This is a genomic window from Candidatus Hydrogenedentota bacterium (genome assembly GCA_012730045.1).
GTDB lineage: Bacteria > Hydrogenedentota > Hydrogenedentia > Hydrogenedentales > CAITNO01 > JAAYBR01.
Genome location: JAAYBR010000083.1, coordinates 1 through 15,843 on the forward strand (window position 1 = coordinate 1; position 15,843 = coordinate 15,843).

Consider the following 15,843-nt stretch of genomic DNA (forward strand, 5'->3'; position numbering starts at 1 on the left):
CCCGCATTTGCGCCCTGACAGAAAAAAGCGGTATACTTGGGCGTCGTTTTTGTGCCGGGGTAGCTCAGTTGGTCAGAGCGCTGGATTGTGGATCCAGAGGTCCTGGGTTCAACCCCCAGCCCCGGTACCATCAGCAACTTCAAGACGCGCAACGTGTTGCGCGTCTTTTCTTTTTTGGAACGCCATTCACCGGACTTCAGAGGCCGCCCGGGCATTCCCTTTCAGAAAGGCTCACCGGCTCTCCGGCACCGTCTCCTCGTGCTCCGTGCTGACGGCGCAGTCGCGGTCATCGAAGAGGTTGACGTAGTATGCCGTGACGCCTTCGGGCAGGGTGGCCTCCACCGCACCCCGGTCGGCATGCACGGTGGCGGGGATGCTTTCCCAGAGTCGGTCCTGCCATTTGCCCCGGGCCTTGGTGTAGGTCAGCTCGGCGCGCGACACGGGCGTCTCCGCGGCGTAGGTGACCCAGATGGAACTGTCATCGCGGCTTTGTGCGGTTATTTTGGGGAGGGGTTTCCCCCCGTTCAGCAGGCTCTCCGCGAAGACCCGGATTTCCTCGGGATTCTCGCCGGCGCCGCCGTGCCCGTGGGGCATGCGGATGCGGACGCACAGATGCCGGGGGCCCTGCGGCAGGCGGTAGGACTTCTGCAGGGAGCCCATGGGGTAGGCGAAGTCGTTGGTGCCCGTCACCCAGAGGAGAGGCATGCGCGCGCGGCCCAGATAGACGGAGGGGTCCCACAGGCCGAGCCAGCGCCCGGCCTTTTCCGGACCCATGCCCGCGAAGGCGTCCAACCACGCGGAGTCCTCGCCGAGAAAGCCGCACCCGTACACGGGAACGGCGAGCTTGAAGCGGGGGTCCACCCCGGCGGTGATGCAGGTGAGATAGCCGCCCCAGGAAATGCCGGTGACGCCGGTGCGGTCGGCGTCCACCTCCGGATACGAGCGGATCAGGGAATGCGCGAGAACAACATCCGCCACGGCATGATAAGACCACTGCTCCTCCGGCGCGGCCCCGGCGTGCTCGAAGTCCCCCCAGCCCGCCGGACCGCCGTCGGGATGGCGCTCCCAGTCGCTGTATTTGCCCTTCGGCACGCAGCCGCAGGTGTCCATGGCGATGGCGGCATAGCCGCGCCCGGTCCACAGGCGCACCCACTCGGCGAAGGCCGTGCCCCCGCCGCCGTGGACCAGCACCATGGCCGGATATTTCGTCCCCTCTTTGCCCTCAGGCACGCCGTACCAGGCGAAGACCCGGGTGGGCTTTCCGTTGAACGGCAGGCCGTCATAGAACAGCGCGCGCACCCCTTTTTCGTCAAATCCGGGGGCGGGGTATTCCTTCGGCGCCTGCGACAGGGTGTCCAGATTCCACGGCATGACCGGCGGGTCCGCCGCCCCAGCCATGCCGCACACGGTGAACAGTGCCAGGGCCATCGCCAGAGACCGAAGCGGTTTGGGGGTCGTTTTCATGTTCCTCATCCTTTCACCGTCGTCATTCCGCGGCCATTCAGTATCCGAGGGCTTTCAGTGTCGCGTCAAAATCCTGGGGGAGCGGCGCCGCGGGTTGTCCGGCCGTCTGCGCGGCCTGGGTGACCATGTTGAGCAGCAGGCGGTCCGCCGCCGGATGCCGGTCCAGGTTGTCGAGCACGTTGAAGGTGTTCAGGAGAAGGGTTCCCTCCCCGAAGGCGTAGGCGCCGAGCATGACCCCGGCGGCGAAACCGTCGGGACGGCTGGAATGGCAGACGGCGAAGGCCGCCGCCGCCGTGTCGTCCGGCGCGTCCTGCCCCTCAAAGAAGAGGTTCGTGATGACGGGACCGTAGTAGTCCCAGTCCATGACGCCCTTCGGGGCCAGCCCGTCAAACAGCGGGTGCTTCTTCGCCACGCATTCCTTGTGGTAGAGCCAGTCGGAGAAGGCGGTCAGGCCGCCCCTGTTCTTCAGGGGAAGCCGCCCCACCGGGTCGTCCCCCTTCTTGAAGACGGCGGGGGACAGGAAGACGGCCGTATCGCCCCGGGCCACGCGCCGCAGGAGCGCCGTCCACGCGCCGTCGTCGCCCTTCCAGTCGCCGACCAGCACCGCCTGCCGCGTGTCCTCGGGGGCCGCCTCCAGCGGGACCGATTCCACGCCCCGGGCCTTGAGCCAGTCCGTGACGGCGGGCGAAAGCCCCGCAACGGCGACCGTGACCGGCCGGGCGGCCTGCGGCGGGTCGGACAGATGGAAGGTCAGGCGCCCGCCCGCCGGCGCGCCGCCGCGCTCCAGGGTGGCCGCAAAGGTGTACTCCCCGGCGGGGCCGGGCAGCGTGATGTCACCCTCAAACACGGGCACGGCGAGCGGCCCGTCCGCGCCGTCGGCAGGCTCGGGGATGACCACGTCCCGCCGCTCCTCCCAGGCGACGCCGTCCGGACCCACCACGCGCAGGAGCGCCGGATAGCTGCCCGGCGCGAGGGCGTCCTCGGTGGCAAGCACCGCCTCCAGTTTGAACGGACGGCCCGTGTAGGCGTGCATCGGCGCGGCGAAGAGGCACCAGCGCAGGGGCGACCAGCCGTCCTGCAGGGCGTCCATGATGCCCGGCTTGAACTCGCGCCAGAAGGTCCACAGCCCCTCGCCCGTGTATCCGTGGTCGAGGAGGCCGGTCAGGTTGTAGCCGCAGATGTTCGGATTGGACCGGATCAGGTTGAACCCGAGCAGCCGCTGGCGGCAGTGCAGTCGCTGGCTGTCGCGGAGCATCTCCTCCGGGAAGGCGTACACCCCCTCCATGCCGAGGCGTTTCCACTCCTCCGCCAGCCGCTCCTCCGTCCGCTTGAAGAACTTGAAGTCGTCCCATTCCGGGTTGGCTCCGTGCTGCTCGTAGTACCGCAGCTCCCGGACGGCGTTCATGAGGCTGCCGATGCCGTATTCCGAGAGGAAGACCGGTTTCCCGTCCTTGCCCAGGCTGCGGATGCCCGCCTCGATGGCCGGGGTGTGCGGGGTGGAGGGATAGACATGCGCGTCGCCCGCGCCCTCGAAATACCCGCCCCATGGGCCGTTCTTCGCGGTCCCCGTGTAGTCGGGGCCCTCCACGCCCCACACATGCTCCCACGCCGCGCCGCCGGGGTTGGACACGGAGCCAATCATGTATTGCCCGTCCCAGCGGCCGCTCTGGAACAGCACCAGCCGGGTGTCGTCCAGCGAACGGAGGAGGCCGAGGCTGGCGGCGGCGTGCTGGACCACGGGGCCGTTGCCCATCTCATTCAGCAGCCCGAACAGGACCACCGACGGGTGGTTGCGGTCGCGCAGGACCATCTCGCGCAGGTTGGCGTCGAAGCGCTCCGCCATCTTGGGGGAGTCCGCGAGCAGCCACGAGGCCAGGTTCTCCTCGTACACTAGGAGGCCGATCTCGTCGCAGAGGTCCAGCTGGTAGGGGTGCGCGATGCCCGCGATGAACCGGACCATGTTGAACCCGCAGGACTTCGCATAGATCAGGTCCTTGCGGAGCAGGTCGGGGGCGGAGTCGGGGGGCAGGACGGCTCCGAAGGGGCAGTGGTTGCCCGTGTGCGAACTCTTCAGGAAGACCCGTTTGCCGTTCAGGCGGAAGAACCCCTTCTCCACGCGGAAATCCCGGAATCCGAACCGGGTGAACTGCTCGTGCGCCTGCGCCTCCTTTCCCGCCGGGACAGCCCGCGTGGTCAGGCGGTACAGGAAGGGGTTGTCCAGCTGCCACAGCCGGTGATGCTCCACCGCGATTTCGGACTCAAGCTGGCTGGTTCCCGGCGGCACCTCCTTGCGGAGGGCCAGGGACGCGACCGGCTGGCTGGCCAGGGCCGGGGAGACGGTGAACTGGAACGCGCAGTCCACGGGGGCGGCGCCGGCGTTGACCACGGTGGTCTGCACGCGCACCCGGCCGGTCTTCCAGTCCGGGCGGACAAAGACGTCGTCCACCCGGACGGCGGGCACCCAGAACACCTCCACCGGCTCCGTGATCCCGCCGCTGTTGTAGGACCCGCCCACGCTGATGCCCGCCGCCGCCTTGTTGCGGTGCGGGGTCTCGGCGAGCACGACGCCGTCAATGGGCTCCGCCGTGGGGTTCAGCACCCGGACCGACAGCCGGTTTGTGTCCGCCCTCACCGCCTCGGTGATGTCCAGGGTGAAGGGGGTCTCACCGCCCTCATGGGTGTCGTTCAGCCAGACCTCCGCGAGGTAGTCCACGGCGTGGAAACGCATCAGGCACCGCCCCCCCTCATACGGGTTTTGCGGCGGCGTGAACTCACGCCAGTACCATGCGACGCCATGGTATCCGGGCAGCGCCTCCTGGAGGATGCCGGGCACGCGCACGGGCTTGGCCTCCGGACGGGCGGCGGTCCACCAGGACTCCGCCCGGCCCGTGTTGCCCGGGTCCGCGGCGACCACCCAGCCGCCCTCCAGGGATAGCAGCGTGGTGGGAACGCCCTGGGCGCCCGCCCCCACAGAGACTCCCGCCACCGTGGCAACCGCAAGAAGAACCCCCGCAACTCCGAGACCGCGCATGGTGTCACCCTCCGATGTCCGGCACGCTTCCGGCCCGGTTCCCCGCGGAAGGACAGGCGTCCCGGGGCCGGACCGAGACTGTCATGGTATACCCGCGTCCCCGCCATGGCAACTTTCGGCGTGCTATGATGGCGCAGGGACGACCCCAGGGAGAGAACGCCATGCTGTCCATTTTCGCCGCCGTGATGGTGGCCGCCAGTTTCGGAGCCGGGGACGAGGGGGACCTGAACGCCGCCTGGGCGGCGCGGGCCTTTTCGGACAACGCGGACCGCCTGTCCCCCGGCCGGGTGGCTGTCCTATACGAGGACAGCGTCGGGGAGACGAAGTTCGGCGTGAACTCGGTGGGGAAGCCGCTGCGGCTGGGGGAGAAGACCTTCGCGCACGGCGTCGGGGTGAACGCCCGCTCCGTGCTGCGGGTTCTGCTCCCCGGTCCGGGACGGATGTTCCGCGCCGGGGTCGGTCTGGACCGCAATGTGGACGGATCCCCCGCCTCGGTGCGTTTCCGTGTGGAGGCGGGCGGACGCGTTCTCTTCGAGACCGACGTCCTCCGGCCGGACAGCGCGCCGGTGCCGGTGGAGGCGCCCCTGGGAGGCGCAACGGCCCTTGATCTGATCGTGGACAACGGGGGCGACACCCGGTCCTTCGATCAGGCCGACTGGGCGGACGCGCGGGTGCTGCTGGAGGACGGGAAGGAGGTCTATCTGGACGACCTCGCCCGGGGCGACGCCCCCGCCGTGGTGTGGCCCTTCTCCTTCGTCTACGGGGGCCGGCCGTCTTCTCAACTGCTTCCCTCCTGGACCCGCCGGGCGGAAGTTGCAGACGTGGAGGGCGGACAGCGGCGCACGGTCACCTTCACCGATCCGGAGACGGGGCTGGAAGTGCGCGCCGTGGCCACGGTTTTTGCGGACACGCCGGGCGTGGACTGGACCGTGTACTTCACCAACACGGGGACGGCCGACACGCCGGTCCTGGAACAGGTGCGCGCGCTGGACGCGGCGTTCCCTCTCGCGCAGGGTTCCCCGGCGATGTTCCACAGTCTGCGCAGCACCTGCGGCGTGGACGACTGGCAGCCGTTCAGCGAGGCTCTGCCCGCGGGCCAGCGGCGGGCCTTCGCGCCCACGGCAGGCCGCTCCTCCCTCGGGGCCTGCCCGTTCTTCGACGTCCAATGGGCGGGCGGCGGCGCAACGGTGGGCATCGGGTGGACCGGCCAGTGGGCCGCCGCCGTGGAGAACCGGGACGGCACGGTCGCCCTCCAGGCCGGGATGCAGACCATGCACCTGTCCCTGAAACCCGGCGAGACCGTCCGGACACCGCGCATCCTGATGATGCAGTGGTCCGGCGACGACGTGGAGCGCGCGCACAATCTCTGGCGCGGCACCATGCTCCGCCACATCACGCCGCGGGTCCGGGGGGAGGTGGTCGTTCCCCCGATCGCCCATCTGACCACGGCGTTCTATGAGATGGACAAGGCGACCGAGGCCGACGCGCTGTCGCATCTGGACGCCTGCAAGGACCTGGGCTTCGAGTGCTACTGGCACGACGCGTACTACGGGCGAGACGACTTCCCCACGGTGGGCAACTATGTCCTTCCCGTGGCGCGCGGATTCAACAGCACGCGGTATCCGAACCAGATGAGGGTCATCGCCGAGGCCGTCCACCGTTCGGGACTCGACTTCCTGATGTGGTTCGAGCCCGAGCGCATCTGTCCGGGCACGCTGATGGCGCTGGAGCACCCTGACTGGGTGGTCCTGCCCGACGGCGGCGGCTGGGGCATGTTCAACCTCGCCGTACCGGAGGCGCGGCGGCACATCACGGACTACGTCAACGGCCTGATTGACGCCTACGGCCTGAAATGGGTCCGCATTGACAACGCCGTGCAGTACACCCCCCTGTGGGCGAAACTCGACGCCGCCGCCGGACCGGACCGGGTCGGCCTGGCGGAAATCCGCTATGTCGAGGGCCTGTACCGGTGGTGGGACGACCTGCGCGCCGCGCACCCGGACCTCGCCGTGGACAATTGCGCCTCCGGCGGCGGACGGATTGACTTGGAACTGTGCGCCCGCGCCCTGCCCCTGTGGCGGACCGACGCCACCATTGCGCCCCTCATGCGCGGGGACTCCCTCCAGGCGGCGCTGCAGAACCAGGTCATGACCGCCGGACTCAGCCGCTATGTCCCGTTCAACGTGAGCGGGCAGATGGGCGCCGATCCCTACAGCTTCCGCAGCGGGTTCAACGGGGGCATCTCGTTCTGCGAGGATGTGCGTCCCGCCGGATATCCCCGCGAAACGCTGCGCGCCGCTATTGCCGAGGGCAAGCGCATCCGGAAGTATTTCTTCGGGAATCAATACGCCCTCACAGACATCACCACCAGCCCCAAGGACTGGTGCGTTCTCCAGTACCACCGGCCCGCCGAGGGGGACGGGATGATCCTGGCTTTCCGGCGGCCCGCCTCCCCCTACACGGGATTCACCTGCGCGCTCCAGGAGATGGACGATGCGGCGGACTACGAGGTGACCGTTTCGCCGGGATATACGCAGGGCCCCGCCACGGTCATGAAGGGGTCTGCGCTGCGCGCGCTCGTGATCCCGACCAGCGCGGCCCCGGAATCCGTGCTCGTCGAATACCGGCGGCTTTCCAAGTAGCCAAAATAATACCCGGGTAATATTGACTTCTGAATATTGCCCGGGTATAATTGTCTCCACCTGGTCCTCTCCCGCCGAACCGATGTCCGGGACGGCACACACGGCCAAGGATAAGGAGTACCCTCATGACGACAGAAAACACCTACACCGCCTTCGCGGGGGACCGGCAAATCGCCGCCGGGGACGTTCGTGCCCTGCTGGCCGGGGCCAAGGCGCACTTGGACTCGGGCGGGGACGCTCTGCTGATCTTCGAGGACCAGACGGGGATTCAGATAGACTTCGATTTCCGGGGAACCCTGGACGACGTGCTGGCGCGGCTGGCGCGCCATCCCCACTTCACCCCCGCCCCCGCGCCGCCGGTCGCGGAACGGACCGGTCCCGGGCGGCCGAACCTCGGGGTGGTCAGCCGCGAGGTGACGCTGCTGCCGCGCCACTGGGAATGGCTGGAGGCGCAGAAGGGGGGGATTTCGGCCACCCTGCGCCGGCTGGTGGACGAGGCCCGCAAACAGGGCGCGGGGGGCGAACGGGCATCCAGGGCCTGGGACGCGGCGGGAAAGTTCATGTGGACCATGGCGGGGAACCTGCCGGAGTTCGAGGAGGCGTCGCGCGCCCTGTACGCGAAGGACCTGCCGCGTCTGGAAGCGTTCGCAAAGGACTGGCCTGGGGATATCCGGACCCATCTGCTGCGGCTCACCGCCGTCGCGGCGGGGCTGGAGGCCCAGGCGTAGGCCCTATCGGTGTGCGGCGTCCGGGCGAAGCACCTCTTTCAGCGCGTCCAGACGGGCCGTCCCCTCCTTCAGCGTGGGGCAAAGCCAGCCGCCCTCGTCGAACTCGTTCCAGGCATAGACCAGCACGGTCTGCGCGCGTGCGGTGTCCGGATGGTCGCGGCACCATTGCAGCGCCTTTCCGACATGCGCCGCCAACTCCTTCGGCGCGGGCGCCCCGTAATACTGCTCGATGTCTCCGCCCTTGACCCAGGGCACGGGCGTCTCCACGCGGGGCCGCATGTCCCACCCTGCCGTGGCGAGGGGCACCGTGTCGCGGCCCGGGGCCGCGAAGGCATCCCACCAGCGCTCCGTGTGGGCGGCGAGGTCCGCATAGGGGGCGGCCTTCGCGCCGGCGCTGGAGGCGTAGGCGCCGAGGGCGTCCAAGCCCAGGGTTTCCGCCTGTTTCGCCAGCGCGTCCGGCGACCAGCCCTGGGCGACGATGTAGGGCGTCTTCAGGCCCGTCTCCAGCGTGGCGGCACGCAGCCGGTCAAAGGCCGCGCGGGCCTCCTCCCATGTCTCAAAGCGGCCCGGGCCGACAAGGTCGTCCACGCTGTACAGATAAACGAGGGGCCGTCCGTCCAGCACGGTCAGGTAGGACTTTTCCCGGAAGAGGGCGAGATAGCGGCGGACTTTTCCCTGCCAGGCGGCCGCGCCGCCGCCGCCTTCCCAACCCCCTTGCAGGTTGAGGCAGAAGCGGACCTTGTCTTTGTGCGCGCTGGACAGGTAGAGCCGGAGCCCGCCGCTCAGGGCGTTGTCCTCGGGGTAGATGACGAAGGCCCAGTAGTCCAGTCCCGCGGCGTGGGCGTATTCGATCTCCCGGTCCATGATTTCCTGCGTGTCGCCCCGCGCCTCGACGGCGTTCTCCCCGGTCACTTTCCCGAAAAAGGGAAGCCGGTAATGCCACCGGGCGGGGGCCAGGGTCTTCTCCACGGTGAGCCCGACATTGGACGCGGGGCCGTGCCAGGCGTCCCATCGGATCGCGCCCACCGTGGGCCGCGCCGCGGGCGGCTGCGCCGCGGCGGGAAAGGATACCGTCCATCCCGCCATGACAAGGGCGCCAAAGACCTTCAGCATTCCCCGCCGTTTCATGGGGAACCCTCCCCGGCGTCCGCCAGCACCCCGCGGAAACCCACGTTGAAGCCCCCCTGCCAGGGCGCGTAGCCGATGCGGCCGCCGGGGAGGTAGCAGGCATCGTAGTTGTCCACATCGGGCTCGTCGCCCGGCGTGACCTGGCGCAGGCCGGCACCGTCGGTCCGCATCTCCCAAATCTGCGACCGGTTGTGCGTTCCGGGCATGGAGAAGAGCAGGCGGGCACTGCGGCGAAGTGTCATGGCGGATTTCCGTCTGGGTTTGGGCGCGTTGTCATTATGGCCGCGGGGCGGCCGCCGCCGCAATACGCGGGCGGACACCCTGAACGCCGGATAAGGCGTCGTGAGAACCGAAGCCGAGGCGGGAACGAGGTTGCTTCAGGCGCTGCGCGCCTTCGCAATGACGTTCATTTCCGCGGTCATTGCGAGGAGGCCGCCCCGGCCGACGCGGCAATCTCTTGTCGGAAAGGCCCAAGCCCTCCGCATCTCATGGGTGAGCGAACACCCATGACGGTGCCGCCGCTGTCAGCGCGAATCCACACGGCGAGCTTTCCCTCGAATACCTCCACGACCGTTTCTTATCCGGCCGGGCCGCGGACGCCGATTGATTTTCGCCCCCGGAAATCACTAGAATTCGCCGGACGGGAGAACGCGCGGCGTTCGTGTTGTTCCGCGCGGGGGCTTCCCGCACCGCTTTGACGCCGCAACCGGCCTTCTTCTCCTTCTCGCCAACTTCAGCCTCCGCGTCTTCTTCGGGAATGACCCCCTGTGCCGTTTCGCCCCGCTGACGGCGCGCACGGCGCGGAGAACAGCCTTTTGGAATCCAGTGCATGACAGAACAGACCCTGCTTTCCGCCGAGATTTCGCGGCGGCGCACCTTTGCGATCATTTCACACCCTGACGCGGGCAAGACGACGCTGACGGAGAAGTTTCTGCTTTACGGCGGCGCGGTGAACATGGCGGGGTCGGTCACCGCGCGCAGGCAGGAGCGGGCCACCACGTCGGACTGGCTGGAGCTGGAGCGGAAGCGGGGGATCTCGGTCAGCTCCACAGTGCTCCAATTCGACTACCGGGGCTTTCGGATCAACCTGCTGGACACGCCGGGCCACCAGGACTTCTCGGATGACACCTACCGCGTGCTGGCCGCGGTGGACGCGGTGATCATGGTCATAGACGCGGGAAAGGGCATCGAGGCGCAGACCCTGAAGCTCTTTGACGTTTGCAGGCGCCGGGGCGTTCCCATTTTCACCTTCATGAACAAGCTGGACCGGCCGGCGCGCGATCCCCTGGAACTGCTGGACGAGCTGGCGAATGTCCTCCAGCTTTCGGCGTATCCAGTCAACTGGCCGCTGGGGTCGGGGGAGCGCTTCAAGGGGGTCTGGGACCGGCGGACCATGCAGGCGCACCTGTTCGAGCGGACGGCCGGCGGGGCCTTTCGCGCGCCCGTGTCCGCGGGCGGGTTGACGGATCCAGAAATCCGCGGACGCCTGGACGAGCAAACGTACCGGCAGGTGTGCGAGGAGGTCGAGCTCCTGGCGGCCGCCGGGGCGGCGTACACTCCCCGCGACCCGGGCGCGGCCAACACGACCCCGGTGTATTTCGGCAGCGCGGTCAACAATTTCGGCATCGAACTCCTGCTAGACGGCTTCCTGGAGCACGCGCCGCCGCCCGCCCCCCGGAACAGCCGGTCGGGGGAGGTCGTCTCCCCGGAGGACCCTTCCTTTTCCGGGTTTGTTTTCAAGATACAGGCGAACATGGTTCCGCAGCACCGGGACCGCATCGCCTTTGTGCGGGTGGTATCCGGCAGGTTCTCCCGAAACATGATCGTGACCCATGCGCGCACGGGGGAGAAGGTGCGCCTCTCCAATGCGAGCCGAATATTCGGCGCGGAGCGCGAAACGGTGGACGAGGCCTATCCGGGCGATGTGGTCGGCATCGTCGGCCGGGACAGTTTCGCCATCGGGGACACCCTCACCGAGGATCCGTCGGTGGTGTTTGACGAAATCCCGGTCTTCGCCCCCGAGTGTTTCTCCTACATCGAAAACCTCCACCCCGCCGAGGCGAAACGGTTTCGCGGCGGTTTCGAGCAGCTGCTGCAGGAGGGGGTCGCCCAGTCCTTTTCCCTTCCGGACCTGACCGGAAGAACCCGGCTGCTCGGCGCGGCGGGACCGCTTCAGTTTGAGGTCATGCAATACCGTCTTGAGAGCGAGTACGGGGCGCGCACGCGCTGCTCCGAGGCCCCGTGGAAACTGGCCGCCTGGCTGCGGCCCGGCGACGCCGGGGAGAAAATGCTCCTCCCTTCGGGCGCACAGCGGGCCCTTGACCGCTCGGACCGCCCGGTGCTCCTGTTCGCGAACGAGTGGACCATGCGGTACTTCCAGGAGAAGAACCCCGACATTGCACTGAGCCGCTATCCGTACGACGGCCCGGTGCCGCTAAAAAGTGCCACCGCTCCCAATTAACCAGCCCCACTCCGTCGAATCAGGAGGGGGCGCCCCTCACCCGGAGAGGCTCCAGCCCTCCCGGAACGTGGGGTGCAGGAGGCGGCTTGCCTCCGGCGCGTTGACGAACTCCATCTTTTCGGGGTCCCACCGGAGTTTCGCGTCGGCGCGGATGGCCGCAATGCCCAGGGTGACAATCTCGGTCAGGGGGCCGCTGTAGTCGAAGTTGGCCGCCGCAGGCTCGCCGCCCCGGCAGGCCAGCACAAACTCACGGTAATGGCCGGGCGAGCGTTTTAGGGTCTGGGGCGGGCGCGTGTAGGCGTCCATGCGCGCCTTCGGGAGCAGTTGCGGGTCGCTGCCGTAGCACCCGCACATGAGCTTGCCCTTGTCGCCGATGAACAGCACGCCGCCGTCCCCGTCGCCCATGGGGCGGCCCGGCTCCAGCTCGTCCGGACGCGGCGGCATGAGCCCGCCGTCATGCCAGGTCAGCACCAGGGGCGGCATGCCCTCCCGCGCGGGAAAGGTCCAGCGGACACTGGCCGCCGCCGTGGTGGTCTCGGGATGCAACCGGCCCTTGGCGTATTCCATGGCGTGGGGGGTCGCCTTGGACGGCAGCCGCACGGAGCTGGCCTCGACCGTTTCCGGACTGCCCAGTTTCAGGGCCCACACCACGGGGTCGAGAATGTGGCAGCCCATGTCGCCCAGGGCGCCGGAGCCGAAATCCCACCAGCCGCGCCAGATGAAGGGCAGATAGGCGGGATGGTAGGGGCGGTATGGCGCCGGGCCGATCCAGCCCTCCCAGTCGAGTCCCGGCGGAACCGGCGGCGTGTCCTCGGGACGGTCAATGCCGTGGGGCCACCAGCCGCCGGGGCGGTTGGTCCAGGCGTGCACCTCGCGGACCTCGCCGATCGCGCCGTCCCAGATCCACTCGCAGACGAGGCGGATGTCCTCCTTCGCGTGGCCCCAGTTGCCCATCTGCGTGGCGACCTTGGCGTCCCGCGCGGCCTGGGTCATGGCGCGCACCTCGGCCACGGAGTGGGCCAGCGGCTTCTCGCAGAAGACATGCTTCCCCTTCCGCATGGCGGCGAGGGCCGCGACGGCGTGCACGTGGTCCGGGACGGTGATCACCACCGCGTCAATGTCCTCGCGCTCGTCCAGCATCTGCCGGAAGTCCGTGTACGCCGCGCAGCCGTCCTCCGGCCGGCCCGTGTGGCCGTAATAGTCGTTCGCCATGCGGCGGCCCGGCTCGCGGCCGGCGATGCCGCGCCCGATGTAGTTTCCCTCCTCGTTCACGTCGCACACCGCCACCACCCGCGCGTCCGGATCCTGCAGAAACACCTCAAGATTGTAGATGCCCTGCCACCCCACCCCAATGAGGGCCACGTTGAGCTTCTCATTCGCCGGGGTCTTGCCCTGCGCCCGCGCGCCGCGGGGCAGGGCGGAGAACGCGGCCAGCGCCGCAGCCCCCCGCAAAAAGGTCCGGCGCGACGGCCTGCCCGCTGACTGCCCCGTGGACGACATCCCGACTCTTCCCGCTCCGTTCACCGCATTGCCCTCCCCGCCGGCCGCCTTGCGGACTCTCCGCGCGCGCCGTCGGTTCCGTGTGTTAAAGAAACCTGTCCGAAACGCCGGGGTCATTAGAGCACCGGGCCGTCCCTGACTTCAACCCCCGGGGCGGACTTTGCAGCCGCCGCGGGCCGTGCGGTAGCATGACCGGGGTTTTGCGCCGTCCGGCGCGGGACCATGGAGCCAAAAACACGGGAGTGGCAGGCATGAACACATCACGTCGGGGGTTTCTGGCGGGGGCGGCGACGGCGGGGCTGGCGGCGGCGGCGTTGTCCGCGCGGGCGCAGGACGCCCCCGCGAAGCGGTGGAAGTGCGGGCTGGGGCTGAACGGGTTCTCTTCGTCCGCGGACACCTTCAAGAAGAACTACCCGATCTGGGAAGTGATGGACTTCGCGGCCAAGGCCGGATTTGACGGCATCGAGCTGGTGGACGGGTGGCCCATGGGCGGGTATCCCGGGCCCGACGAGGCGGGGCGCATCGCGGCCCTGCGCCGGATGTATGAGCAGTACGGCCTGCAGGTGTACAGCATGCAGACCGGCGGCGGGGACGCCCACGCGGCGGACGCCGACCGGCGCAAGGCGTGGCTGGCGCGCTTCCGCGACGACCTGCGGCTCTGCAGGGCCTTGGGCGGAGATTTCCTCGGCGTGTGGCCCGGCGGCGGCCTGGAGGGCAACCGGAACGTGGACCAGGCGATTGACCGGCTCGCCGGGAGCTACCGCGAGGCGGCCAAAATCTGCGCCGACGAGGGCACGTTCTTTTCCTTCGAGGTCGAGCCGCCGTTCATCTTCAACACGCAGGACCACCTCCAGCGGATCCTCGCGGCGGTGGACCACCCCGCCTGCAGGACCAACTACGACCCCAGCCACTTTGACCTCATGTCGGGAAGCAGGGGGAAGCCCGAGGAGATGCTGCGCGCCGTGGGCGTGCAGCACATCGGCCACATTCACCTCACCGACAGCGACGGCACCATCTTCGGCGTCACGTCCAAACACCTCCCCTGCGGCGAGGGCCACTGTGACATCGCCGCCTCCCTCGATGCCCTGTGGGAGGGCGGCTACTCCGGCTGGGTCATGATAGACGGCTGGATGATTGAGGACGTCTACCGCGCCGCCACCAAGGGCAAAGAGGCCATAGACGCCGCCCTTAAGCGCCACGGCGCGGTGTAGTCCCAGGTCCGAACGGGGAGATTTGCCATTTCTCGCCGGGAATGGTATACTTATTCCACTTATAATGAGTGGGATAAGTTATGAATCGGGGTTTGGACAGCCAACAACTGGATGCCGCGTTCCGGATAATGAACGGGCTGCTCGTGCGGTCTGAAGCGCCACCGGTGCATCTTGTGGTGTGCGGCGGGGCCGCCCTTATTGCAGCCGGATTGATTGCCCGCACAACCCGCGATGTGGACATTGTGGCGCTGCTGGAGGACGGCCGTCTGGCAAGCCCATCCCCTCTGCCGCCCCATCTGCTGCTCGCCGCGGAGCAAACCGCCGAGGCGCTTCAGCTGCCAAAGGACTGGATCAACAACGCCCCCAGCCGAAACAAAGGGGGCCTGTTTCAAATGGGCCTGCCGGAAGGACTTCAGGAACGCCTTCTCCCCCGAAATTACGGCGCCTGTCTGACAGCGCACTTCATCGGAAGACTCGACCAGATTCATTTCAAACTGTATGCCGCAGTGGAGCGGGGCGGATATCACACGGCCGATCTGCTGGCGCTGGGCCCGACGGACACGGAACTGGCGCAGGCCGCGCAGTGGGCGCTCGGACAGGATGTTTCCCGGGAGTTTCGCCAACTTCTGCGGCAACTGTTGGAAACCCTTGGAAATGACGGAATCGCTGCGACAATTTAGAGACGGCTTTCTGGACCTCCTGCTGGACTTTCTTTGGCGGGAATGGACCGCCCTCGGGGTTGCCGGACAACCCTCCCGGCCGGTCCGCCATGCGGTGGACCCCGAGGCCCTTTTTCTGTTCACCTGCGCCCTGGGCCTCCATGACCAGCGCCTGTTTGACGAGATGCTGGACTGGATGACGGTAAACGGCCGGTTTCTTAACATCCAGCGTCTAAGGAATCTGATCCGGAGCGGGGAGCCATGCGGCGGCCCGGTGGTTCCCGCAGTGGCCGATTGGATGGCCCGGTGGGAACACTCCCCGCGGTGGAGGCCGCTTGCGGGACCAACACGGCGGGCGGGCGGAAACACGCCCCTCTTCCTCCTGCCCGACGGACGCCCCCTCCCGGTGACCGGGGACAGGGACCCCGTTTTTCTCTCACACGGACTGGAACGAAACGCCGTGGTGCTCCGCAGACTCTCCGGAGCGTTTCACGCGGACGCGCCGTCCTGCCTCCTTCTCAGGTTAAGGGCGCTGTTCGGCGTGGGCGCCCGTGCCGACGCGCTGGCGTATCTGGTGCTTTCCGGCGGCGGCCACCCGAGGGAGATTGCCCGCGAATTGCGCTACTCGCAGAAGGCCGTTCACGACGTGCTGGCGGACTTGGCCTGTTCGGGCGCCATCCACTCAGCGAGGGCCGGCCGTGAACGGACCTACCGCATCAGTGCGGCGGCGCTTCCCCTTCTCGCGGGCGGGGCACCCCCCGCCGGATGGGTCAACTGGCCCGCCTTTCTTTCCATCGTGGGGACGGCGTGGGAAAAGGTGGAGGAACTGCGGAACGCCGGACTCGACCCGGAGATGGAGGCGGCGGAACTCACCCTTGCGTTGCGGCCCGTGATGCGTCGCCTGGTGGGCCTGTCCGGGATGCCGCCTCTCCAGCCTGTGGAGACGCTGGACGGCATTGCGCTGGCGGCCGTGTTGCAGGAGGCGCTTCGCAAGCTTGCCGCCTAGCATGGCCATGACC

At 68.2% G+C, this 15,843-nt stretch carries 11 protein-coding genes and 1 tRNA gene; 7 read left to right on the plus strand and 5 right to left on the minus strand.

Going from position 1 to position 15,843, the window contains the following annotated elements; all coding sequences use genetic code 11:
* Positions 1-53 precede the first annotated feature (53 nt).
* Positions 54-130: transfer RNA gene (locus GXY15_08415), tRNA-His, on the plus strand.
* Positions 131-231: 101 nt separating this feature from the next.
* Here the strand turns inward: GXY15_08415 and GXY15_08420 are convergent.
* Both GXY15_08420 and GXY15_08425 read right to left on the minus strand, forming a co-directional pair.
* Positions 232-1,473 carry an acetylxylan esterase gene (locus GXY15_08420; GenBank protein NLV41240.1) on the minus strand — a complete coding sequence of 414 codons (1,242 nt, stop codon included), beginning with the start codon at positions 1,471-1,473 and terminating at the stop codon, positions 232-234.
* A gap of 28 nt (positions 1,474-1,501) precedes the next feature.
* Positions 1,502-4,495 carry a hypothetical protein gene (locus GXY15_08425; GenBank protein NLV41241.1) on the minus strand — a complete coding sequence of 998 codons (2,994 nt, stop codon included), beginning with the start codon at positions 4,493-4,495 and terminating at the stop codon, positions 1,502-1,504.
* A 161-nt stretch (positions 4,496-4,656) separates the two neighbouring features.
* On the opposite strand from GXY15_08425, the gene GXY15_08430 reads away from it, so the two are divergent.
* Positions 4,657-7,137, plus strand: a complete 2,481-nt coding sequence (locus GXY15_08430; protein NLV41242.1) for a hypothetical protein — start codon at positions 4,657-4,659, stop codon at positions 7,135-7,137.
* A gap of 125 nt (positions 7,138-7,262) precedes the next feature.
* On the plus strand, positions 7,263-7,865 hold the full coding sequence (locus tag GXY15_08435; protein NLV41243.1) for a DUF2239 family protein: 603 nt from the start codon (positions 7,263-7,265) through the stop codon (positions 7,863-7,865).
* A gap of 3 nt (positions 7,866-7,868) precedes the next feature.
* Here GXY15_08435 and GXY15_08440 read toward each other — a convergent pair whose 3' ends face one another.
* Both GXY15_08440 and GXY15_08445 read right to left on the minus strand, forming a co-directional pair.
* Positions 7,869-8,993: a hypothetical protein gene (locus tag GXY15_08440; protein NLV41244.1), complete on the minus strand. Its 1,125-nt coding sequence runs from the start codon at positions 8,991-8,993 to the stop codon at positions 7,869-7,871.
* Positions 8,990-9,235, minus strand: a complete 246-nt coding sequence (locus tag GXY15_08445; GenBank protein NLV41245.1) for a hypothetical protein — start codon at positions 9,233-9,235, stop codon at positions 8,990-8,992. The genes GXY15_08440 and GXY15_08445 overlap by 4 nt, the downstream gene beginning before the upstream one ends.
* A gap of 587 nt (positions 9,236-9,822) precedes the next feature.
* On the opposite strand from GXY15_08445, the gene GXY15_08450 reads away from it, so the two are divergent.
* On the plus strand, positions 9,823-11,454 hold the full coding sequence (locus GXY15_08450; GenBank protein ID NLV41246.1) for a peptide chain release factor 3: 1,632 nt from the start codon (positions 9,823-9,825) through the stop codon (positions 11,452-11,454).
* 36 nt (positions 11,455-11,490) lie between these two features.
* Here GXY15_08450 and GXY15_08455 read toward each other — a convergent pair whose 3' ends face one another.
* The gene (locus tag GXY15_08455) at positions 11,491-12,954 is read right to left on the minus strand and encodes a Gfo/Idh/MocA family oxidoreductase (GenBank protein ID NLV41247.1); all 1,464 of its coding nucleotides are present in this window, start codon (positions 12,952-12,954) and stop codon (positions 11,491-11,493) included.
* 251 nt (positions 12,955-13,205) lie between these two features.
* On the opposite strand from GXY15_08455, the gene GXY15_08460 reads away from it, so the two are divergent.
* The 3 genes from GXY15_08460 (at position 13,206) to GXY15_08470 (ending at position 15,830) form a co-directional block, all read left to right on the plus strand.
* Complete coding sequence (locus tag GXY15_08460; protein NLV41248.1) at positions 13,206-14,165, plus strand: sugar phosphate isomerase/epimerase; 960 nt, start codon at positions 13,206-13,208, stop codon at positions 14,163-14,165.
* A gap of 92 nt (positions 14,166-14,257) precedes the next feature.
* Positions 14,258-14,845 carry a hypothetical protein gene (locus GXY15_08465; protein ID NLV41249.1) on the plus strand — a complete coding sequence of 196 codons (588 nt, stop codon included), beginning with the start codon at positions 14,258-14,260 and terminating at the stop codon, positions 14,843-14,845.
* Entirely contained in the window at positions 14,820-15,830 is a 1,011-nt protein-coding gene (locus GXY15_08470; GenBank protein ID NLV41250.1) for a hypothetical protein, read from the plus strand. Before GXY15_08465 ends, GXY15_08470 begins: the two co-directional genes overlap by 26 nt.
* Positions 15,831-15,843: the final 13 nt, after the last annotated feature.